The organism is Aquibium pacificum, assembly GCF_040839445.1.
GTDB lineage: Bacteria > Pseudomonadota > Alphaproteobacteria > Rhizobiales > Rhizobiaceae > Aquibium > Aquibium pacificus.
This window is the reverse complement of sequence record NZ_JBDPGJ010000004.1, coordinates 104,439-125,317: the sequence shown is the minus strand read 5'-3', so window position 1 is coordinate 125,317 and position 20,879 is coordinate 104,439. Positions and strand designations below refer to the sequence as shown.

At 64.2% G+C, this 20,879-nt stretch carries 16 protein-coding genes and 1 pseudogene; 8 read left to right on the top strand and 9 right to left on the bottom strand.

Annotated elements, in window-relative coordinates; translation table 11 throughout:
- Nucleotides 1–19: 19 nt before the first annotated feature.
- The 6 genes and pseudogenes from ABGN05_RS17115 to ABGN05_RS17090 form a co-directional block, all read right to left on the bottom strand.
- On the bottom strand, nt 20–1,984 hold the full coding sequence (locus ABGN05_RS17115; protein ID WP_367955255.1) for a hydantoinase B/oxoprolinase family protein: 1,965 nt from the start codon (nt 1,982–1,984) through the stop codon (nt 20–22).
- Nucleotides 1,981–4,029, bottom strand: coding sequence for a hydantoinase/oxoprolinase family protein (locus ABGN05_RS17110; RefSeq protein ID WP_367955254.1), 2,049 nt, complete (start codon nt 4,027–4,029; stop codon nt 1,981–1,983). Before ABGN05_RS17110 ends, ABGN05_RS17115 begins: the two co-directional genes overlap by 4 nt.
- 102 nt (nt 4,030–4,131) lie before the next feature.
- Nucleotides 4,132–4,602 (bottom strand): GNAT family N-acetyltransferase, encoded by a 471-nt coding sequence (locus ABGN05_RS17105; RefSeq protein ID WP_367955253.1) that lies wholly within the window; start codon nt 4,600–4,602, stop codon nt 4,132–4,134.
- A gap of 476 nt (nt 4,603–5,078) precedes the next feature.
- Nucleotides 5,079–5,567 (bottom strand): Lrp/AsnC family transcriptional regulator, encoded by a 489-nt coding sequence (locus tag ABGN05_RS17100; protein WP_367955252.1) that lies wholly within the window; start codon nt 5,565–5,567, stop codon nt 5,079–5,081.
- 17 nt (nt 5,568–5,584) lie between these two features.
- Nucleotides 5,585–6,564 (bottom strand): annotated as a pseudogene (locus ABGN05_RS17095) (cyclodeaminase).
- 728 nt (nt 6,565–7,292) lie between these two features.
- Nucleotides 7,293–7,802, bottom strand: coding sequence for a hypothetical protein (locus ABGN05_RS17090; protein WP_367955251.1), 510 nt, complete (start codon nt 7,800–7,802; stop codon nt 7,293–7,295).
- Nucleotides 7,803–7,864: 62 nt separating this feature from the next.
- Here ABGN05_RS17090 and ABGN05_RS17085 point away from each other — a divergent pair, with 62 nt between their 5' ends.
- From ABGN05_RS17085 to ABGN05_RS17075, 3 genes are all read left to right on the top strand, one after another.
- Nucleotides 7,865–8,278 (top strand): hypothetical protein, encoded by a 414-nt coding sequence (locus tag ABGN05_RS17085; protein WP_367955250.1) that lies wholly within the window; start codon nt 7,865–7,867, stop codon nt 8,276–8,278.
- Nucleotides 8,279–9,006: 728 nt separating this feature from the next.
- Nucleotides 9,007–10,026: a TAXI family TRAP transporter solute-binding subunit gene (locus ABGN05_RS17080; RefSeq protein WP_367955249.1), complete on the top strand. Its 1,020-nt coding sequence runs from the start codon at nt 9,007–9,009 to the stop codon at nt 10,024–10,026.
- A gap of 61 nt (nt 10,027–10,087) precedes the next feature.
- Nucleotides 10,088–12,166: a TRAP transporter permease gene (locus ABGN05_RS17075; RefSeq protein ID WP_367955248.1), complete on the top strand. Its 2,079-nt coding sequence runs from the start codon at nt 10,088–10,090 to the stop codon at nt 12,164–12,166.
- A gap of 286 nt (nt 12,167–12,452) precedes the next feature.
- On the opposite strand, the gene ABGN05_RS17070 is transcribed toward ABGN05_RS17075, so the two are convergent.
- The 3 genes from ABGN05_RS17070 to ABGN05_RS17060 all read right to left on the bottom strand — a co-directional run bounded on the left by ABGN05_RS17070 (nt 12,453) and on the right by ABGN05_RS17060 (nt 15,793).
- Nucleotides 12,453–13,949 carry a class I adenylate-forming enzyme family protein gene (locus ABGN05_RS17070; RefSeq protein ID WP_367955247.1) on the bottom strand — a complete coding sequence of 499 codons (1,497 nt, stop codon included), beginning with the start codon at nt 13,947–13,949 and terminating at the stop codon, nt 12,453–12,455.
- A 116-nt stretch (nt 13,950–14,065) separates the two neighbouring features.
- Complete coding sequence (locus ABGN05_RS17065; RefSeq protein WP_367955246.1) at nt 14,066–15,049, bottom strand: fumarylacetoacetate hydrolase family protein; 984 nt, start codon at nt 15,047–15,049, stop codon at nt 14,066–14,068.
- Nucleotides 15,050–15,103: 54 nt separating this feature from the next.
- A complete protein-coding gene (locus ABGN05_RS17060; RefSeq protein WP_367955245.1) occupies nt 15,104–15,793 on the bottom strand; it encodes a TetR/AcrR family transcriptional regulator in 690 nt (229 codons plus the stop codon).
- A gap of 153 nt (nt 15,794–15,946) precedes the next feature.
- Here ABGN05_RS17060 and ABGN05_RS17055 point away from each other — a divergent pair, with 153 nt between their 5' ends.
- The 5 genes from ABGN05_RS17055 (at nt 15,947) to ABGN05_RS17035 (ending at nt 20,855) form a co-directional block, all read left to right on the top strand.
- Entirely contained in the window at nt 15,947–17,020 is a 1,074-nt protein-coding gene (locus ABGN05_RS17055; RefSeq protein WP_367955244.1) for a type 2 periplasmic-binding domain-containing protein, read from the top strand.
- Between the two features lie 137 nt (nt 17,021–17,157).
- Nucleotides 17,158–17,715 carry a TRAP transporter small permease subunit gene (locus tag ABGN05_RS17050; protein WP_367955243.1) on the top strand — a complete coding sequence of 186 codons (558 nt, stop codon included), beginning with the start codon at nt 17,158–17,160 and terminating at the stop codon, nt 17,713–17,715.
- Nucleotides 17,715–19,031 carry a TRAP transporter large permease gene (locus ABGN05_RS17045; RefSeq protein WP_367955242.1) on the top strand — a complete coding sequence of 439 codons (1,317 nt, stop codon included), beginning with the start codon at nt 17,715–17,717 and terminating at the stop codon, nt 19,029–19,031. The genes ABGN05_RS17050 and ABGN05_RS17045 overlap by 1 nt, the downstream gene beginning before the upstream one ends.
- A gap of 20 nt (nt 19,032–19,051) precedes the next feature.
- Nucleotides 19,052–20,074, top strand: coding sequence for an MBL fold metallo-hydrolase (locus tag ABGN05_RS17040; RefSeq protein ID WP_367955241.1), 1,023 nt, complete (start codon nt 19,052–19,054; stop codon nt 20,072–20,074).
- A gap of 52 nt (nt 20,075–20,126) precedes the next feature.
- The gene (locus tag ABGN05_RS17035; RefSeq protein ID WP_367955240.1) at nt 20,127–20,855 is read left to right on the top strand and encodes a glutathione S-transferase family protein; all 729 of its coding nucleotides are present in this window, start codon (nt 20,127–20,129) and stop codon (nt 20,853–20,855) included.
- Nucleotides 20,856–20,879 lie beyond the last annotated feature (24 nt).

Below are 20,879 nucleotides of genomic sequence, written 5' to 3'. Positions count from 1 at the left end.
CCCAGGCAGGATTCCGCCCTTAGAACCGATAGGCCCCGCGCAGATCCGTGAAGATCGCCTCCATCCTTCGCGGCACCTCTGCCCCGTCGCACTGGGCCGCAACGGCGGAGAAAACCTTGTGCTTCAGGAAATAGCGCCATTCGACCGGAACTTCGGACAGGAAAGCCGTAAGGCAGGCGTAACGTTCCGCCGTCCAGAGCGTCTCGAAGGCCTTCCGCGCAGCGCCGTGCACGATGATCGGGCCTGGCTCTTCCCCTGCCCCGCGGCGCAGCCGGTCCGTCGCAGCCTCGTCGATCACGCCGTCGACGATCAGTACGCCGTAGTCGGCCTCGGCCGCAGCGGGACTGATCGCGCCGCGTTCGAGATCCTGCAGCACCGCCGCGACCGGTCGGGTCCGCGGAGCTCCATAGCCACCCGCCCCCGGCCCGATGACACGGATCACATCGCCCGGATCGCAATGCACCACATCGGTGTTGCCCAGAAACTCGGCATTCGGCTGGTCGGGGTTGCGGTGGAACTGCGACAAGCACCCTTCCCGGCCGCCATTGACCCCCCAGCTCGACATGATCGACCGGTTGCGGTTGCGCGCGGTGACGACCGTGCTGGGTGTCGTCACCTCGAACTCCATTACCGTGGACAGCCCGCCGCGATACCGCCCCGCTCCCCCGGTGTCGCGCGCCAGACCATAGCGGCGGAACAGGATCGGCACGTCGGCTTCGCTGATCTCCAGCGGGGTGTTGCGCAGGAACCCGTGCAGCCCGCCCGCGCCGTCGCTGCCGTCGTTGAACGGCGTGCCGCCGCCGCCGCCGCCGACCGGCCCGATGGAGGCCATGACCGTGCGCCCGTTGCGACCGGTCGTCTTGACATTCAGGATGGCATTGCCGCCGGGGGAGGTGGCGGGCATCAAATCCGGCAAGGCCTGCACGAACGCACCGAGGGTCACGATCTGTGTCATCAGGCAGGTCATCGACCGCATGCCTACCGCCGCAGGTCTGGTGCAGTTGACGATCGTGCCTTCGGGTAGAATGGCGCGGGCGGCACGGAGCGTCCCGGCATTCAGCATCAGCGTGTTGTCGAGCGTGTAGAGCACGTAGGTCAGCCCTACCAGCACCAAGGGATGACGCTCGCGCCCGCCGGTCGGCATGTTCATCGAGGATTTCAGCTGCGGATCGGAACCCGAAAAGTCCAGCACCGCCTCGTCACCCGCGATCCGCACCGTCAGCGCGACCCGGCAGGGTGGGCCGCCTACGGAATCCTCGTCGATGTAGTCGGAGAAAGAATACTCGCCGTCCGGAATGCCGGAGAGAATCTGCCGCGCCTGCGCCTCGGCATAGTCGAGGATCTGGTCGACTCCGCTCAGGAAGACATCGCGCCCAAACCGTTCGACGATCTCGCGCATCTTCGCATCGCCGATGTTGACCGCCGCGACCTGCGCATGCAGGTCGCCGATGTTCTGTTCCGGCATCCTGACATTCGTCTGGATCACCTCCAGCACGAAGTCGTTCAGTACGCCCCGATCATAGAGCTTGACCGGCGGAAGGCGCAGGCCCTCCTGTTCAATCTCGGTCAAGCTGCGCGAGAGCGACGCGGGCACGGCGCCCCCCACGTCAGTGTTATGGATGTGCCCCACCACGAAACATACGAGTTCCTCCTTGTGGAACACCGGCTTCCAGATGTGGATGTCGGGCGAATGGCTTGCGACATATCCGCTGTAGGGATCATTGGTGATGCAGATATCGCCTTCGGCATAGTGGTCGAACATGGCAAGCAGCGGTGCATAGTCGATCCCGCCATACCACGGCGCGCCGAACTGGCTCGAATTGGCAAAGGCCATACCCTCGCGGCTGATGACCTGACAGGTGAAATCCTCGGTCTCTTTCACGAAGGCCGAATGCGCGGTGCGCATCAGCGTGAAGGACATGGCATCCGCGGCGGCGGCGCAGAAATTCGCGAGAACCATGAGGTTGCGACGGTCGATGCTCATGTGGTGCTTTCCTCGCGCGCGATGACGAGATTTCCGAACCGGTCGATCTGCACGTGAAAGCCCGGAGGTATCACCGTCGTCGTGTCCTCCTGCGCGATGATGGCCGGCCCGGAGAAGTGGTGCCCGGCGGCCAGATCGGTGCGCTGATAGAGATCCGTGACATGAGAGCGCCCGGCGAACCAGCTGCGCACCTGCCGTAGCGGGACGGCGGGCCCCGTCGCCGCGGCAATCTCGCGGACCGGGGGCTTGGGCGTCGGCCCGGTGACCACAAGCCGCAGCGAGATCAGCTCGACCCCCGCGCTGCGGTCGGCATGACCGTAAAGCCGGGCATGTTCGGAATGGAAGGCGGCGGTGACCGCGGCGGCATCGCCCGCACGGACTTGCCGCGGATCGAGCGGCGTTTCGATCTCGAACGACTGGCCGGGATAGCGCATGTCCGCCGACAGCCTCAGGACGTGTTCGCCCGAATGACCCTGCGCCTGCAACCAATCGCGCGCCGCGGCCTCCAGCGTGTCGAGCACCGGACCCAGCGAGGCAAGCGTTTCCGGCGCCACATCGGCATAGACCGTATGGATGAAATCGTTCCGGAGATCCGCGATCAACGCACCCAGGGCGGACACGACGCCGGGGGAAGGTGGCACCACGACGCCCTTCATGTCGAGATTCTGTGCCAGAAAGCAGGCGAGCATCGCCCCTGCGCCACCGAAGGCGAAGAGGTGGAAGTTTCGCGGGTCGATGGCGAAACGCGCGATCAGGGCGCTGATCTCGGCATACATGCCGGATACCGATATCCCGATGATGTCGCCCGCCAGTTCCTCCGCCCCGATGCCAAGCCGGTCGGCGAGCCGGGCAAGTGCGCGGCGGGCGGCCTCCTGATCCACCGACACTGCGCCATAACCAAGCGGCAGCAGGCCGATGAGATTGGATGCCGCCATCGCGTCGGTGATGGTGGGCTTAGTGCCGCCGCGCCCGTAGCAGGCAGGGCCCGGGCTGGACCCTGCGCTTTCCGGCCCGACGCGCAGATGGCCCAATGTGTCGAGCCACGCGACAGAGCCCCCGCCCTGTCCCACGGAACTGACCGAAACCGACGGGATATGGATATGGAAATCGCCGATCAGCTCGCCAGTGCCATATTGCGCAACGCCGTCGACGATGACGGCGACATCGGCGCTGGTGCCGCCGATGTCGAGACTTATGATCCGGTCGAACCCGCTGGCCATGGCCAGATGCCCTGCCCCGATCACTCCTGATGCGGTCCCCGACATGATCATCTGCACGCATTCGCGCCGCGCCTGATCGATATCCATCACCCCGCCATTGGTCTTGGTGATCAGCAGCGGACACTGCACGCCCCGCTGGCGCAAGGTCTCCTCGAAGCCGTCCAGGTAATGTGCGACGCGTGGCTGCACATAGCCGCTGATGACCGCGGTGATGGTCCGTTCGTACTCGCGGATGATCGGCCAAGTTTCAGATGAGGTGACCACGGTCATGCCGGGGTCTGCGGCAAATATCATGTCGCGGACCTGCCGTTCGTTCTCCGCGTTGCGGTAGGCGTGAAGGAAGGCCACGATGATGCCGCTGCATCCGGCCTCTCTTGCCCTACGGACAGCCTTTGCCAAATCCTCGGGGTCAGGCGGCAGCACGACCTCGCCCTGGGCATTGGTGCGTTCGGCAATGCCGAACACATGGTCGCGCGGGATCAGCGGACGCGGCCGCCTGGAATAGAGGTTGTGCATCTGCGGGATCTTCAGACGCGCGATTTCCAGAACGTCCTCGAAATTGACAGTGGTAAACAGCGCAAGATCCGGTCCGTTGCGCTGAATCACCGTGTTTATGCCCACCGTGGTACCGTGGGCAAAATGGATGATCGCGGTCGCGTCCAACCCGTCACGCTTCGCCAACGTTTCCAAGGCCCACAGCACCTCCGACCCCGGCGAGTCCGGCCGCGAGAAGACTTTGAGTGTCCGCAATTCGCCGGTGATTTCGTTGAGGACCGCGAAATCCGTGAAGGACCCGCCAACATCGACTCCAACGCGATAGCTCATTCCGGCAGTCCCCGGTCGAGGTCATTGTTCTGGCGGGAAAAACTCACAAGGAGTATCCTCTTGGCTCTCGGTTCATAACCGCAGGCTGGGGCGGCGCAGGTATCAGCGCCACGCGACCGGGGCGGTCTGTCGGCGCATGTAGCCCTCACTCATCTCGACCGGCCCAAAGCCTAGCCGCGCATAGAGCGCTTGTGCATCCTTGGTGCGCAGCAGCCAGTTGTTGATCCGCGCCAGATCGGGGTGCTCCAGCGCGCGGCGGCAGAGCGCGAGACCGAGACCCTTGCCGCGGTGTTCGGGCAGGATCAGCACGTCGCGCAGATAGGCGAACATCGCGCCATCGGTCACGACCCGGCAGAAGCCCGCGACCGCGCCCCCGGCCGTATAGGCCCCCATCGGCAGCGAGCTTTCGACCGCGCATAGAAATCGACCCGGCTCAAGGGAGCCGCCCCAGTAGGCTTCCGCGCGATAGAAATCCACCAGTGCGGCAGGGTCTATGCGGTGACGTTCGGTGCTGATGACGTAGTCTCCCTCCGGCCAAGAAAACTCACCCGTCTCGTAACATTGAAGCTTCATGCCTGCTCCCCCCCGTCAGCCGCCGATATTGAACCACTGGGAATGAGGGTCCGCGGACGCGCCTTGGTCCCGTCGTCGGCCTGTTCCTGTGCCCCGCCTTGCATCACTTATATATCCACCGGTTGTGGTGCCTGCTTCGGCTCGACTGTCGCCCGAGGGATCGCCGCAAACCAATCGCACTGCCTATCAGATACCTAACCAGCGGTTATGGGCGGCCCGAGCCGACCGCATCGCCGCGGTCCGCGCCGCGAAGCCGATGACGAGCCGGCCGTCCAGGCGCCGCCGACATGGCGAGGTCGCGGACCAGCCGCGGGTGGGCCAGCGACGAGACGCGGGTCTTCGGAAGAAGTGCGAGCGAAGTCGCGGCCGAGCATCCTCCGGATGGCTCGGACCATTCAGCCTCGCTCGGACGCCGCGATTGATCGGGAAACCGGCGGAGCAGCCGAAGCCTCTTCCGAATGGAACAGGGGAAGCCGTTATTCCTTTGCCGGCATGGCGAGCAGCCGCTCCAGGGGCAGCGGACCCTGCTTCACCGGCTTGGTGACGACATATGTGAAGTAGCGCGAAAGGCCGGCCTTCGCCTGCAACAGTTGGTCGACGAGGCGCTGGTAGTTGTCGATGTCGCGCGTGACGACCTGCAGGATATAGTCGAAGCCACCGCCCACCGCCCAGCAGGCGACGACCTCGTCGAGCGGCGCAATGGCGCGTTCGAAGGCTTGGAAATCCTGGGCGCGGTGGCTTTCGAGTTCCGCCGCCAGGAAGACGACGAGGTGCGGTCCGACTTTCTTCAGCGCCACCGAGGCGTGGTAGCCGGTGATCATGCCGGCTGCCTCCAGGCGCTTCATCCGCTCCCATGCCGGGGCGGCGGAGAGGTTCAAGCGCTTGGCAAGCTCTGCCTTGGAGATACGTCCCTCACGGGCGAGGATCGACAGGATCTTCACGGCGCGGTCGTCGAGCTTCAGCATGCCGGTCAGGGTCCGTCCTAGGTCGAGATCACCGACCCGACGCCCGCCCGGCGCGCGGCCTCGACGGCGAATGTGGCGATCGCGGTGTCCTGCGCACCCGTGCCGGTCAGGTCGCAGATGGTGACCTGGTCGTCGGAGACGCGGCCCTGTCTGGCGCCGGTGACGACTTGGCCCAGCTCGGGCGGCTCCCGTGCGTCCAGACACCCGCGGCGATGGCGCTGCGCAGTTCGCCGAGCTTCTCGCACTGGCTGACCCGGTCGCAGACATAGAGATCCGCCGCGGCGAGTGCCGTCGCCTCGACCTCGTTCTTGCCGGCCTGGTCGGAGCCCATGGCGGTGACGTGGAGGCCGGGATGCAACCACTCCGCCCTCAGCACCGGATGTTCCGCAGGCGTGGTCGTGACGACGAGCTGGCTGCGTGCGACGAGGCGCGCGGGGTCGGCCTCGCTGCGCGCGGGAATGCCGAGCATGCGGGATATGTCGGCCGCGCAGGCCTCGGCCTTTGCGCGGTCGCGGCCCCAGACCAGCACCTGGCTGAACGGCCGTACGAGGTGTGCCGCCTGAATCTGCAGCCGCGCCTGCACGCCCGTGCCGATGACCCCCGCCGTCTCAACCCGCGACGGCGCCAGATGCCTGGCAGCCACCGCTCCCGCCGCGGCGGTGCGCACGTCCGTCAGGTAGCCATTGTCGAGCAGCAGCGCCTCGACCAGCCCGGTCTTCGCCGAGAACAGGATCATCAGTCCGTTGAGGCTCGGCAGGCCGATCCGTGGATTGTCGAAGAAGCCAGGACTCACCTTGATGGCGAAGCCCTCGAAGCCGGGGATCCACGCGGTCTTGACGTCGACCTCGCCATTGGCCTCGGGAATCACCATCGACAGGATCGGCGGCATCACCACCTTGCCGGAGGCGAGCGCCGCGAAGGCGCGCTCGACCACGCCGATCGCGGACAGGTCGATGGTCACGAGCCAGCAGACCTTGCCGAACGCGCACTCGCCCATACTGTGAAGAATGCCGTCGAAGCCGCCTATCATCGCACCGACCTGCTCGACCAGAGGCGGCCAATGATTGAAGTATGTGCGCACTGGGCGTGCGCAACCGAGAGCAGTGCCAAATCTGTTTGAAGGAGCTTCGGTCATTGCGGCGGAAACATCGGCGCCATGATTGCGAGTCCACCCCTTCGGCGCATAGACATCAGATTCTCCTGTCGCCGGAGAACAGCGCCGTGATTCTTCAACCCGGCCATTCCGGAGGTTCTGGCTTGTTGTTGTCGCGCCGGAAGTCGCGAACCGGGCGGCACCTCTGGAACGACCTGTTTGGGGCCGTCTCCAGACTGTCTGGTTTTCGGTAACGCAGGCAGTAAGCTGCCGCTGGATCTAGGGGATCGGGCAAAGTTTAGCTCTTCAGATAGCGACCCCATCGCGTACGTTGCTGTGGGCGTGGCGGCACGACAGACCTTTATCCACGACACAGCATATGGAGACGGTCTCAGCGGCACAGTGATTCAATAACTGCCGGGTTTGGTGGGAATCGCAACAACACTGCCTCTCACGTGGTCCATGCGCCTTCGCGCGCACTTTTACTCTTCAGAGGTCGCCGTGGCAGATGGCGCTAGGGCCCCTTGTTGAAGCAGAAGCAGTTTCCGGTCTCTCCGTTCACGACACACAAGGTGTGGCTGGCCTAGGACACGGCATAGGCGCGCTTGCCATTGAGACTGAGATTGGTCCCGTCATTCAGGAGAACGGTCTTCGATCCAGACAGCCGAAAGAACTCGTACCCGCCGATCTCCTTTCCGGCACCGTTGCGCGCCGATATCGGCCCTGCTTCGCAAGGTTCCTGTTCGACCGCCCGTCGGCGCGATGACCACGGACGCTCCGCTGCCCGCAGCCTTTGACTCAATCCACCGGCTGGGCGCGGAACTGGACGGCGGCGAAAAAAGAAGCGCGGTGTCCGCTTCGACCGCGACCGCGCCATCATCGGCACCGGGTTGCGCGAGTGGCAACGCATCGAGCAGATTGTCACCGTCATCGTCAATGGTTTCGAGTGGCAATAGCCACGCTATCATGCGGAGGAACTGGAAGGTCGTGTCGGCCAGACACCAGACCCAACCTACACAAAACCTGCCGCCTACCGCGGGGGCCTCTGCTGGGGCACCCGGCAACAGCGCGGCTCCCCTGGCGATGCGCTCCGTGCCTTGAACGTCGCCAAACTGCTCACGTAATTTTGCGGGTTGGTACAATCCGTGATACGTTGATCGTTCGGCGTACTTACGCCCTTCTCGAGATGAGATTGGAATCTATTATGAATATCCCCGAATGGACGAAGCCCGCCGCGTACGGCGTAGCTGCGGGAGCCATCGCGATGGCTATCGTGGGATTTTCCTGGGGCGGCTGGGTCACGGGTAGCACAGCCGACGAGATGGCAGCGACAGCCTCCAGAGATGCGAGCGAAAGACTAGTCGCATCGATCTGCGTGGAAAGATTTCTGGCTGCGCCGAGCGCGGCAGGTCAGCTTGTGGCACTCAAAGAAGTAAAGTCGTGGGAGCAGGATAGCTTCATCGAAGACGGCGGCTGGATTCACATGCAGTTTCTCGACCAACAGGTCACCGGAGCGGCCGATTTGTGTGCCGACCAACTCGTCGCCATGGAAAGCGTTCCGGAGATTGCAACCGAGCCGGTCGCGGCTACTACGAAGCCGGTCACGACGGGTGGTTAGACTTTTCATTGCAGTCTCCCGGCATTAGAGTTGGGAGACCATAGCCGCGTTGTTGCGATCATGCTGCTGCATCTTCTTGCGCAGATAGCCGTTCGCAGCCGTCGACCGCCGAAATTCGGCGGACAAGCTTGCATGTCTCTCCGTGAAGCCGAAGGGATTTTGCAGGGCACCCTGCCGCTTGTACGAGCCGATCGGCGATCGACGCGTACGGTTACTTCGCCCCCTCACGTGCCGCAGCGTATTCTTCGGTGTGTCACTAGAGCGAGAAGGGCCACTCCTCCCATGGCGAAGTCATGCAGCGTCTTCCTCAGCTATCGCTGCGGAGAGCGGTGCAACTGCACCTGCTGGCGATCGGGCTTACCAAGATGTCATAGCCTACGGCATCTGTTCGCAGCATGAGCGCAAGCAAGGCGGTGCGTTCGGTTACGGACCGAGATCCAAGAGCGTCATTCCAAAGGCGGCGAGGGCGAGGCATTCCCACCAGGTAACCGTCCAGCGAGGTCAACGGGCCAACTGGCGACCCGGCAAGTGGACACGAACTTCCACTTCGCACCCGCCATTGGACCAGGGTTTCGATCAAACCGCAGGAAACTTCTGTGCAAGAGGGAGGCTCATGCCTGACGTCCGGTCGGCGGACCGGCAGGCGCTTCCTGGTCTGGCCGAGTTGAGGCTGCATGCGAAATGGTGTTAGCTGCACCGACCACAAGCCAACAAGGGAGAGAAATCACATGAAGTCGCTTATCTTCTCAGCACTAATGGCCATAGGCTTGGTGGCTGGATCGTCCGCTCAAGCCCAGGAGCCGCAGTTTTTCCGCATCGGCACCGGGGGCACCGCTGGCACCTACTATCCGATCGGCGGCCTGATCGCCAACGCGATCTCCAATCCCCCGGGCTCCCGGCCATGCGCGGAAGGCGGCTCGTGCGGCGTTCCGGGGCTGATCGCCACGGCTCTTTCGGCCAACGGCTCCGTCGCCAACGTCAACGCGATTGCTGGCGGCTCGCTTGAATCCGGCTTTTCGCAGTCCGACGTCGCCACCTGGGCGCAGACCGGAACCGGCATCTGGCAGGACCGTGAGGCGGTCACGAAGCTGCGCGCCATCGCCAACCTCTATCCGGAGACGATTCACCTGGTCGCGAGTGCCGACAGCGGCATCAAGAGCGTCGCCGATCTCGCCGGAAAGCGGGTATCGCTCGACGAACCGGGTTCCGGCACCCTGGTCGACGCACGCATCATCCTCGAAGCCTACGGCCTGAGCGAGGATGACATCGAAGCGGCGTTCCTGAAACCCGACCAGGCCGCGGAACGGATGCGCGACGGTGCCATGGACGCGTTCTTCTTCGTCGGCGGCTTTCCTGCCGGCGCGATCGCCGAACTGGCCAGCCAGGAGGATATCACACTGGTCCCGATCTCCGGTTCGGAAGCTGAGGGCGTGATCGGCAAGTACACGTTCTTTGCCGAAAACACTGTGCCTGGCGGCACATATGAGGGCGTCGACGAAGACACGACCACCCTGTCTGTGGGAGCGCAGTGGATCACCTCGGCCGACCAGCCGGACGACCTGATCTACAATGTCACCGCGGCGCTGTGGAACGACAACACCCGCAAACTGCTGGATTCCGGGCACCAGAAGGGCAAGCAGATCACGCTCGAGACGGCTCTCGACGGCGTGGGCATACCGCTCCATCCCGGCGCTGCCCGCTTCTATGAAGAAAAAGGTATGGACGTTAGCGGCATGACCGCTGAATAAGCCACTAGATGCCCAGAGGGGGCCGGCCCATCGGCCCCCACCTCTACGATCGGGAAGCAGCATGACCGAGGCCGACCGCCAGGAGGCGCTTACCGAAGCCGAGATGAAAGCGCTCGAAGAGCGCTACGATCCGGAAGTGCGGTTCCGACCGCTGCCATCCTCGTTGCACTGGCTCGTCGCCACGGCGCTGTTCGTCCTTTCCTGCTATCACTTCTACACCGCCGGATACGGCATCCCGCAGGCCGCCACGCATCGAGGGACGCATCTCGCTTTCACGTTAGGCCTGATCTTCTTTTCCTTCGTAGCCTGGGGCAAGGCGCCGGAGCCGCGCGGCACCTGGCTCCGACCCCTCGGCGTTTCCTTCTTCGATTGGGTGTTGGCGGCAGCGGGGATCGTCGCAGCCCTCTACGTCCCCTGGATCTTCGATGACCTCGCCTTTCGCGTCGGCGATCCGCTGCCGATCGACGTCGTCATGGGGACGATACTGATCGTCGTGCTGCTCGAGGCTACGCGCCGCGCCATGGGTTGGCCGCTGCCTGTTATCGCGATCCTGTTCCTCGCGTATGCTTATTTCGGTCGCTCGATGCCGGGCGTTCTGACGCATCCGGGCGCCAGCTGGACGAACATCGTCAATCACCTATACCTCACCAGCCAAGGAATCTACGGCACGGCGCTGGGTGTCATCTCCACCTACGTTTTCCACTTCGTGCTGTTCGGCGTCCTGGCGACGCGCATTGGCCTGGGACAGCTCTTCATCGATCTTGCCTCGGCGCTCGCGGGGCGTTTCGCCGGCGGTCCGGCCAAGGTGTCGGTCATCTCGTCGGCCATGCTGGGCTCGATCTCAGGCTCTTCGATCGCTAACACGGTGACGACCGGCTCGCTGACGATCCCAGCGATGATCCGCATCGGATATCCCCGCCATTTCGCCGCCGCCGTGGAGGCAGCCAGCTCCACCGGCGGCCAGATCACGCCGCCCGTCATGGGCGCGGTAGCGTTCCTGATGATCGAGTATCTGGGCGTACCGCTGACCACCATCCTCACGGCTGCGCTGGTGCCGGCCTTCATGCACTTCTTCGGTGTGCTGGTGCAGGTTCATCTGGAAGCGCGTCGTCGCGGGCTTCGCGGCTTGACGAAGGAGGAACTGCCCGTCGCATGGACGGTATTCAAGGCCGGTTGGCTGACCACGCTGCCGCTTTTCGTGCTGGTGGCGGTCCTACTTTCAGGCAAGACGCCGTACCTCGCCGCTTTCTGGGGCATCGCATCCTGCCTGCTCGTGCTGGTGATCCAGAACGTGATCCGCCACGACCTTAAGACCGCCGCGCGCGAGACCGTGCGCGAGACATGGGACGGGTTCGTCGTCGGTGCGAAATACTCGCTGTCTGTCACTGCCGCTGCCGCGCTGGTTGGTATCGTCATAGGCGTGGTTACGCTGACGGGGGTGGGGTTCAAGATCGCCTACATGGTGACCTCCGTCGCCGCTGAATGGGCGGGGGATGTCAGCGGCTTTCTTTCGGTGCTGCCGTTCGAGATTATGAGCGTCGCCAGCCTAACTCTGTTGTTTACGCTCATCATGACCGCGGTCGTCTGCGTCCTCATGGGCTGCGGCATACCGACAACGGCGAACTACCTCATCATGATCGCGGTCGCCGCGCCCATCCTCGGGCTGCTGGGCGTACAGCCGCTCGTCGCGCACTTCTTCGTCTTCTACTACGGCGTGCTGGCGGACATTACGCCGCCGGTGGCGCTGGCCGCTTATGCGGCCGCGGGGATTGCCGACGCCAACGCCTTCAAGACAGGCAACACCGCCTTCCGGCTCGGCATGGGCAAGGCGCTCGTGCCGTTCGTCTTCGCCTTCTCGCCTTCGCTGCTGCTGGTGACCGACGGCTTCACCTGGACCGAATTCTTTCTCGCATCAGGGGGAGCGATGCTGGGCATATGGGCCTTGTCGGCAGCATTCTCGAACTGGCTTTTCGCGCCATTGCGCGTCTATGAACGGTTCCTACTTGGCTTCGCGGCGATTCTCCTCGTCGCGCCGGATCTTGTCGCTACGATCATCGGCCTCGCCCTCATCGCTCCCGCGTTCCTACGCCAGACGATTTTCCATACAGACAGGCGCGCTGTTCGGAAAAGCACGGGTTGAGGCCGAAGGCTGATCACGGCGGACTCGAGCCGTGGGCTGCCCCCTTTGAAACAGTCCGGGTTGAGTGCCCCTTCCCTGTTACCTCGTTTCTGGGAGCGTTACCCAACTAAGACCAAGATGGTTGCGCGGGTGACGGTCCGCGATCGCAAAGCCATGCCGATCCGAAGGCCCGAGAATGTCGGCTTCCCGGAAGAGACAACTCATTCGGAACGGCAAATTTGGGGGCGCTTAGAAGTCACCGATCAAATGAAGAACCTGTACATGTCCATAGAGTTGCGGACACCAGTTATCGCCTGAACATGGCCTGGAGCTCCCGGCGCAGAACCTTTCCATACGCGTTCTTCGGCAGTTCCTGCACGATATGGACGTGTTTTGGCTTCTTGAAGCTCGCCAGATGTTCTCGGCAGATGGCGAGAAGGTCCACCTCGCCGAGCGCCGGATCGTTGGCTACGACGGCGACCGCGACGCTCTCGCCCCATTCCGCGTCGGGGACGCCGAAGGCGGCGACCTCGCGAACCCGCGGGTGAGAGGCGAGGACGTCCTCGATCTCCTTGGGGTAAATGTTCGTGCCGCCGGAGATGATGGTGTCGTGGCGCCGATCGAGAATCCGCAGGCGGCCGCCGGTATCGAAGTGGCCGACGTCGCCGGTGTGGAGCCAGCCGCCAGCGAGCGCCCTCGCGTTCGCTTCCGGATTGCGCCAGTAGCCCGCCATCACCACGTCGCCGCGCACGCAGATCTCGCCGTCCGTGCCGTCTGGCACGTCGCGGTCGTCCTCGTCCCTGATCCGCACCTCCACGCCCGCACGCACGTAGCCGGCCGAGAGCAGCGTCCCATCATCGGCGCCGAGATGGTCGCGGCCCGGAAGATAGGAAATCGTCATGGGCGCTTCGCCCTGGCCGTAGAGCTGGTGGAAGATCGGCCCGAACATGGCGACCGCGGCGCGAATGTGCTCGAGATGGATAGCCGCGCCGCCGTAGACGATGCCACGCAGGGTGCCGATGTCGTCGCGCGGGCCGGCCTCAAGGAGGCGCACGATCATGGTCGGGGCGACGAAGGCGATGACGGTCACCCCGCGGGCGGCGATCGTGTCGAAGACCTCGTCGGGCCTAAAGCCGGAGCGGTCGTAGACGATGTTGTGCGCGCCTCGCGTCAGCGCGGGCAGGAGGTAGAGGCCGCTGCCGTGCGACAAAGGCGCGACGTGGAGCACGCGGTCCGTCTGGCGGAAGTCGAAGACGTCGGCGAGGCAGTTGATCGACGCGGCGACGAGGTTGCGATGGGTGAGCGTCGCCCCTTTCGGCTTGCCGGTGGTACCAGAGGTGTAGAAGATCCAGGCCGGGTCTTCTGGCGCAACCGCGACGGGCTGTGCCGGCGCGCCGGCAAGGGTGGAGAGCGCGAAATCCTCGATCGCGACGATCTCGGCCGCGTTCCCCTTCGGGAGCGCCGCGGCCAGCGCTTCGACATGCTCGGCATGGGTGAAGATGACGCGTGGCTCGGAGTCGCCGGCGATCCAGGCGACTTCGCGCGGATGCAACTTGGAATTGGCCGGCACCGCCACCATTCCGGCGCGCATTGTCCCCATCAGCAGTGTGGGATAGTCGAAGCCGTTGCGGAGAAACAGGAGCACCCGGTCGCCGGGACGGCATCCCTTCTCCGCCAGCCATTCGCCGAAGGCGGCGCATGCAGCGTCGAACGCGCGGTAGGTCAGCCGCCGGTCGCCGTGCTCGACCGCGGTCTCGCGGCCGCGGCGGCGAATGGCATCGGCAAGCATGGCATAGACGTTCATGGGAGGATTTTCCGAAGGATCACGATGAGACCTTTGGCGACCGGATGCCGTCTAGCATGAAGCGCCGGTCGCTGGCAGCGCGGCCCGGTGCCAGCCGGAATTCCGCGTAGAGGCCGCTACTGGCGGGTCAGGACGCGGTTGCGCAGCGTCCCGATGCCTTCGACCTCGAGTTCCACGACGTCACCATGTTTCAGGAACTTCATGTGCTCGAGGCCGCAACCGTTGCCGACGGTGCCCGAGCCGAAGAACTCGCCGGGGTAGAGGGTCTCCGACCGTGAGACGTAAGCGATCAGATCCTCGAACTTCCAGTACATCGACGACGTGCTGCCGCGGCCCCACTCCTCGCCGTTCACACGACATACCATGGTCAGACCGTAGGGATCCTTCAGTTCGTCGGCGGTGACAAGGCAGGGCCCCATGGCATTGCCGGTGTCGAAGTCCTTGCCCTTGGCGGGTCCCAGCTGCCCGCCCATTTCCTGCGTCTGGGCGTCGCGCGCCGAGAAGTCGTTGAAGATCGTGTAGCCGTAGATGTAGTCGCGTGCCGCGTCGCGGGCGATGTCGACACCCTTCTTGCGGACGTAGAAGCCAAACTCCAGTTCGAAATCCATCAGATGGGAATAACTCGGCCACAGCACGTCGTGATCGTTCCCGATCACGCTGAAGCGGTTGGCCTTGTAGTAGATCGGCTGCTCGTAGAAGGTCTTCGGCACCGAAAGGGTGCCGGTTCGCTCGAATTCCCGCATCGCCGCTTCCGGATCCGGCGTCGCATCGGCGCGTATGCGCCTGGCGGCCGCGAAGGACTGCTTGAGGTGTGTCTCAAAGCACAGGCAGTCGCGCATCTGCACCGGCACAGGAACCGGCGCGAGGAGCCTGACGGAATCCCGCGCGAGGGTGGTGGCGTCCGGCTTGCCGACGGTCTCGTAAGCCCGGTCGAGCGCGGCGTCGCCGGCTTCAATCATCGCCTGCACGGAGGCAAAGGGCGCATAGGCTTCCCCGAATGCCCTCTGGTGGGCTTCCGCCAAGTCGACGATCCGGCGGTCGCCGTCAACGAAGGCGCCGGCGCGCGGCGCGCCATCCCGCTCGTAGGTCACGAGTTTCATCAGTCTGTCCTCCCAGAGCCGGACGCCGGCCGATGCGCCGGGTCCTTGTTTCGACTACGACACGCGGCTGTAGAGAAGGGCCGCCTTCATGAGCGCCACCAGATGCCTCGACGTGGTCATCTCGTCCTCCGGGTCGCACAGCCCGCCCGAGAGGCGGCTGATGCGGCCGGTATCGGCCATGGTGTAGACCATCACACCGAGCATGGCCTGGTAGCCCCAGTTGATCTCCTCGACGGTCCGGTCGGGCATCGCGCGCTGCAGCGCTTCGATCACCTTGTACGCGATGGGATCGAAGAACTCGGCGACTACCTTGCGGTGGTGTGACTTCGGATCCGAAACCTCGCGGGCTAGGATCCGGGCGTAGCTCGAGTTCTTCTCGGTGCTGCGCATGTGCAGGTTCGGGACGAGCACCGCCTTGACGATCATCTCGACCTTCCGCTCCGGGTCCGGCTCCATCTCGGCCAGGCGCAGGCCCGCGATGCGCTGGTCGACGATCATCGGCGCCCGCATCTCGAAGATTGCGCGGTAGAGACCTTCCTTGTTGCCGAAGTGATAGTTGACGAGGGCGACGGGGACGTCGGCGCGCAACGCGATCTGGCGCACCGTGGCGCCGTCGAAGCCGTGGTCGGCAAACTCGCCCTCCGCGGCCATCAGGATGCGCATGCGCGTGGCCGCGCCATTGCGCTGCGTCGCCTCGATCATCACGACCTTCCGGTCTTCCGCGTTCTTTTCGCTATTCGCCACGTTCCACCGATCGCGCAGGGCGCGCCGATGGCGCCCTTGTGAGATCATTGAACGACATGACAGGTATCTTGTCAACTTGTTCAAATCTGCTACCGTTCGTGCATCGACGGAAGGGCACGGAGAGAGCCGCCGTTTTGAACAGGGAGGATCCGGATGTATCGTAACGCATTGCTGGGCGGCGCCGCCGCCATCGCCGTCGCATGGGCCGCGGGTCCGGCGGCCGCGCAGGAGACCATCAATCTCACCGCCGCCACCGGCCATCCCGAAGTGTTCCTTTGGGTGAAGCACCTGAAGGAGACGTTCATCCCAACGGTCGACGCCGAACTCGCCAAGACCGGCAAGGTGAAGATCAACTGGACGCAGGGGTATGGCGGCACGATCGTCAAGCTCGGCTCGGAGACGGAAGCCTTCCAGCAGGGCATCATCGACGTCGGCCAGATGAGCGGCGTGTTCAATCCGGCCACGATGGGCCTGCTCAACCTGACCTATGCCATGCCATTCGGGCCGCCCGACGCGCGCGGCGTGACGGCGGCGGTCGAGGCCGCCCTGACGGAGACGGATGGAGCGCTCACCAAGCTCGAGGAGGCGACCGGCGTCGTCTATATCGGCGGCGGTATCGCCATCGACGACTACAACATCGCCTCGACCAAGGCCCTGAGCAAGATCGCCGACATGAACGGCGTCAAGCTCGGCGGCGCGGGACCGAACCTCGCCTGGCTGGCAAGTACCGGGGCTGTCGGCGTGCAGGGCAGCTACGTCACCTTCTACAACGACATCAAGACCGGAGTGTACGACGGCAATATCGGCTGGATGACGGCCAACGTTCCGGCCAAGCTCTACGAGGTCGCTCCCAACTGGAACCAGACGCACTTCGGCGCGATGTATATCGGCGGCCTGGGCGTCTCCAAGCAGCAGTGGGACACGTTCTCGGACGAGACCAAAGCTGCGTTCAAGACGGCCGCGGCCGTCTACACCAAGGCCTATTTCGACGAGCAAGAAGCCCGCTACGAAGCGGCGAAGAAGACGCTGATCGACGCTGGCGGCAAGATCGTCGAATTCGATCCGGCCGAGCGCTCGACCTGGATCAAGAGCCTGCCGAACCCGACCACGGCGTGGACGAAGGCTGCCGACGCGCGCGGCGAGCCGGGGAAGAAGGTGCTCGAGGCCTATCGCGACAAGCTGAAGGCTGCGGGCTTCACCTTCGAACGGGACTACCTCGCCGAGTGATCGCCAGGCCCGCCCCGCGGGCCTCTGACAAAGACCGGCGGCGCGACGGGCGCCGCCAGTCTTCGTGCGCCCTCACGACGCGGAGATCCGCCGCGTCGGGGCATCAACCCCACCTGACGCAGGACCGGAGCGAAGTCATGGCAGGCGAATCCGCGATCCCCAGAGACGAGGCGCCACCGCCTGGTCCGCCCGCCGGACCGTTCGCCCGCGTCATCGGCGTGATGAATGCGGTCGGGACGATCTGGATCATTGGCCTGATGCTGCTGATCAATGCCGATATCTTCGGCCGCGGCGCGCTCAACGCGCCCATCGCCGGCGTGCCGGAGCTCGTTGCGTTCTCGATCGTCGGCATCGTCTTCCTCCAGCTCGCGCACACGCTTCGATCGGGGTCGATGACGCGCTCCGACGTGCTCCTCAACGTGCTGGAACGCCGCGCGCCGCGTGTCCGGTCTGCCCTGCTGGCGTTCTTCCACCTCGTCGGCGGTCTGCTGATGGCGATGATCGCCTGGAAGTTCTGGGCCAGCGTCGCCGCCGCCTGGCTGCATCCGGAGCGCAATTTCATGGGCAATCCGGGCTTCTTCACGATTCCCCAGTGGCCGCTCTTCATCCTCGTCTTCCTCGGCATCGTCGCGACCGCCGTCCAGTTCCTGCTCACTGCGTGGAACGATCTGCGTGCCGTTCGGGAGCCGATGTAATGAGCGGCGTCGACATCGCGTTCCTCTCCATCGCCGTCATGCTGATGCTGATCTATTCGGGCATGCATGTCGCGGTCGCGCTGATCCTTCTCTCCTTCGGCGGGGTCTGGCTGTTGCGCGGCAATTTCGACATCGCCTCGAACATGCTGGTGCTGGCGTTCAAGGATTCGATCAGCGACTACCTGTTCGGCGTCGTGCCGCTGTTCGTGCTGATGGGACTGCTGGTGGCAGTGGCCGGCATCGGGCGCGACACGTTCGAAGTGGCGGCGCAGCTGTTCCGCCGGGTGGCCGGCGGTCTCGGCATCGCCACCGTCGCCGCCAATGCGGTCTTCGCCGCGATCACGGGGATCTCGATCGCTTCCGCCGCGGTGTTCACCAAGGTCGCGGTGCCGGAGATGATCCGCCACGGCTACACGCCGCGCTTCGCCGTCGGCGTCGTCGCGGGATCGTCGGTGCTCGGCATGCTGATCCCGCCGAGCCTGCTGTTCATCCTCTACGGCGTCCTCACCGAGCAGTCGGTGGGATCGCTGTTCATCGCCGGCGTGATCCCTGGAACGCTGCTCGCCGTCGTCTACTGCATCGGCATCGTCTCGATGGGGAAATGGTGGCCGTCGTTCATCGGCGGTCGCTCGTCAGCCTCCTACGACACGTCGCAGGACATGGGCATCGGCGAGATGGCCAACAAGATCGCGCCGATCCTCATTCTCATCGCCCTGGTGCTCGGCGGCATCTATGGCGGCTATTTCACGCCGACCGAAGCCGGCGCGGCAGGTGCGCTCGGCGCGCTGGTGATCTCGCTCGCCAAGGGCCGGCTGACCTGGGCGAGCTTCTGGCAGGTGCTGGTCCAGACCGGCCACACGACCTCGTCGATCTGCTTCCTGATCATTGGCGCCAGCCTCTACTCGCGCATGCTGGCGATGTCGGGCATGCCGGGCTGGCTCGGCAATTTCGTGGTCGAATCCGGCATGGGCGCGACCGGCATCATCCTGGCGCTGATGCTGGTGATCATCCTGCTCGGCACCATCCTCGACTCCGCCTCGATCATGCTGCTGACGCTGCCGATCGCGCTGCCGATCCTGACCAGCACCGGCGTCGACCTGATCTGGCTCGGCGTGATGGTGGTGCTGGCGGTCGAGATCGGGCTGCTCACCCCGCCCTTCGGCATCGCCGTCTTCGTGGTGAAGGCGACGCTGGGGCCCGACAGCACGGTCACGCTCGGCGACATCTTCGCCGGTGCCTCACCTTTCGCCGCCATGATGCTCTTCGTCCTCGTTCTCGTCTTCCTCTTCCCGTGGCTCGCCACGGTGCTCGTCTAGTCTTTTCAGGGAGTTACCCGATGGCAAAGTGGCAATACACCAAGGGCATGCACGACCTCGGCAACGGCTGCTATGCCTATCTCCTGCCGGACGGCAGCTGGGGCTGGTCGAACGCGGGCCTGATCGTCGACGGCGATGCGACCCTGATGGTCGACACGCTGTTCGACCTCAAACTAACGGCCGAGATGCTCGCCGCCTACCGCGCCTCGATCCCGGCTGCGAAGGAGATCGGCGTGCTGGTCAACACGCATGCCGACGGGGACCACACGTTCGGCAACCAGCTTGTCGAGGGCGCGCGCATCATCGCCACGCAGGGCACGGTCGACGATTTCGCCCGGTTCGACCCGGCGGTGGTGCAGCAGATCGTCACCAATGCCGACCAGTTCGGCAGCGCCGGCGTGTTCATGAAGGAGTGCTTCCGCCCATTCGACTTCTCCGGCATCGAGCTGACCCCTCCGACGGAGACCTTCTCGGGCACCCTCGACATCATGGTGGGCTCCAAGAAGGTGCAACTGATCGAGGTCGGCCCGTCGCATTCGCTCGGCGACGCGCTGATCTACGTGCCCGACGACAAGGTGATCTACACTGGCGATATCCTGTTCACCGAAGGCACGCCGATCGCCTGGTACGGCCCGGTGGATCGCTGGATCCGGGTCTGCGACATGGTGCTCGACATGGACGTGGAGACGATCGTCGCCGGCCACGGCCCCATCTCGACCCAGGAGGACGTGCGAACGATGCGCGACTATCTCCAATACGTGACCGACAAGTCGCGTCCGCTCTGGGAGCAAGGCATGGACTACCTGGAAGCGGCCTACAAGATCGATCTCGGCGAGTATCGCGACTGGAACGATGCGGAGCGCGTCGTCGTCACGATCCAGACACTGTTCGATGATTTCGGCCAAGCGCCGGAGCGCCCGGTGCGGGCGCCGATTCCCTACTTTGCCGAGATGAAGGGCTTTCGCCATCATCTCGGACGCGGACCGGTCCACGAAGCCTATTGCAAGGCCTGCGGACTGACGCACGGCACCGACCAACCCTAGGCGAAACTGGACCATTCGATCTCGTTGAAGGCCTCACCCAAGGAATGTCCGAATGCTGTTTCTCTACCACGCACCTATTTCGACCTGCAGCCAGAAGGTTCGGCTTGTGCTCGCCGAAAAGCAGCTGGAATGGGAGGGGAAATCCATCAATTTTGGCAAGGGAGAACACCTGACACCGGAATACCTCAGGCTTAACCCCAACGGGGTTGTGCCGACACTTCTCCATGACGATGATCCCATCATCGAGAGCAGCGTCATCACGGAGTATCTCGACGAGGTTTTTCCCGAGCATCCGGTCAGGCCGAAGGATCACAAGCCGCTCGCCCATATGCGCGCGTGGCGTCAGTACATAGACGAGGTGCCGACGCCATCGATTAGGCCGATCTCGTTCAACACCTTCTTCGTGCCGATCTGGTCCAAGATGACCGAGAAGGAGTTCTGGGACTACACGGAGCGCCTGCCGCTTCGAAAACACTTCTATCGGAAGATGGGCCGTACCGGCTTCTCCAGTCAGGAGATCGACGAGTCGCTCGACCGGCTATCCCAGGCGCTCGGGAGAATGGAGAGCGCACTCGAGCGCACACGGTTCATAGCGGGAGATGAGTACTCCATCGCGGACGTGAACATGACCCCGACGGTTGTCCGCCTCGAGGATTGCGGACGCGCAAACCTGTGGGATCGCCTACCAAGGGTGGCGGACTGGTACGAGCGGATCAAGGCACGGCCAAACTTCGATGTCGCCTACATGCCCGGATCACGGGATCTTGGCGCGCATATCTGAGGTCTGCCGAGCCCGGACGATGGT

Excerpts from the sequence above, each read along its gene's own strand:
- ABGN05_RS17115 (WP_367955255.1), bottom strand. The coding sequence starts at position 1,984 with ATGAGCATCGACCGTCGCAACCTCATGGTTCTCGCGAATTTCTGCGCC.
- ABGN05_RS17110 (WP_367955254.1), bottom strand. The coding sequence starts at position 4,029 with ATGAGCTATCGCGTTGGAGTCGATGTTGGCGGGTCCTTCACGGATTTC.
- ABGN05_RS17105 (WP_367955253.1), bottom strand. The coding sequence starts at position 4,602 with ATGAAGCTTCAATGTTACGAGACGGGTGAGTTTTCTTGGCCGGAGGGA.
- ABGN05_RS17100 (WP_367955252.1), bottom strand. The coding sequence starts at position 5,567 with ATGCTGAAGCTCGACGACCGCGCCGTGAAGATCCTGTCGATCCTCGCC.
- ABGN05_RS17085 (WP_367955250.1), top strand. The coding sequence starts at position 7,865 with ATGAATATCCCCGAATGGACGAAGCCCGCCGCGTACGGCGTAGCTGCG.
- ABGN05_RS17080 (WP_367955249.1), top strand. The coding sequence starts at position 9,007 with ATGAAGTCGCTTATCTTCTCAGCACTAATGGCCATAGGCTTGGTGGCT.
- ABGN05_RS17075 (WP_367955248.1), top strand. The coding sequence starts at position 10,088 with ATGACCGAGGCCGACCGCCAGGAGGCGCTTACCGAAGCCGAGATGAAA.
- ABGN05_RS17070 (WP_367955247.1), bottom strand. The coding sequence starts at position 13,949 with ATGAACGTCTATGCCATGCTTGCCGATGCCATTCGCCGCCGCGGCCGC.
- ABGN05_RS17065 (WP_367955246.1), bottom strand. The coding sequence starts at position 15,049 with ATGAAACTCGTGACCTACGAGCGGGATGGCGCGCCGCGCGCCGGCGCC.
- ABGN05_RS17055 (WP_367955244.1), top strand. The coding sequence starts at position 15,947 with ATGTATCGTAACGCATTGCTGGGCGGCGCCGCCGCCATCGCCGTCGCA.
- ABGN05_RS17050 (WP_367955243.1), top strand. The coding sequence starts at position 17,158 with ATGGCAGGCGAATCCGCGATCCCCAGAGACGAGGCGCCACCGCCTGGT.
- ABGN05_RS17045 (WP_367955242.1), top strand. The coding sequence starts at position 17,715 with ATGAGCGGCGTCGACATCGCGTTCCTCTCCATCGCCGTCATGCTGATG.
- ABGN05_RS17040 (WP_367955241.1), top strand. The coding sequence starts at position 19,052 with ATGGCAAAGTGGCAATACACCAAGGGCATGCACGACCTCGGCAACGGC.
- ABGN05_RS17035 (WP_367955240.1), top strand. The coding sequence starts at position 20,127 with ATGCTGTTTCTCTACCACGCACCTATTTCGACCTGCAGCCAGAAGGTT.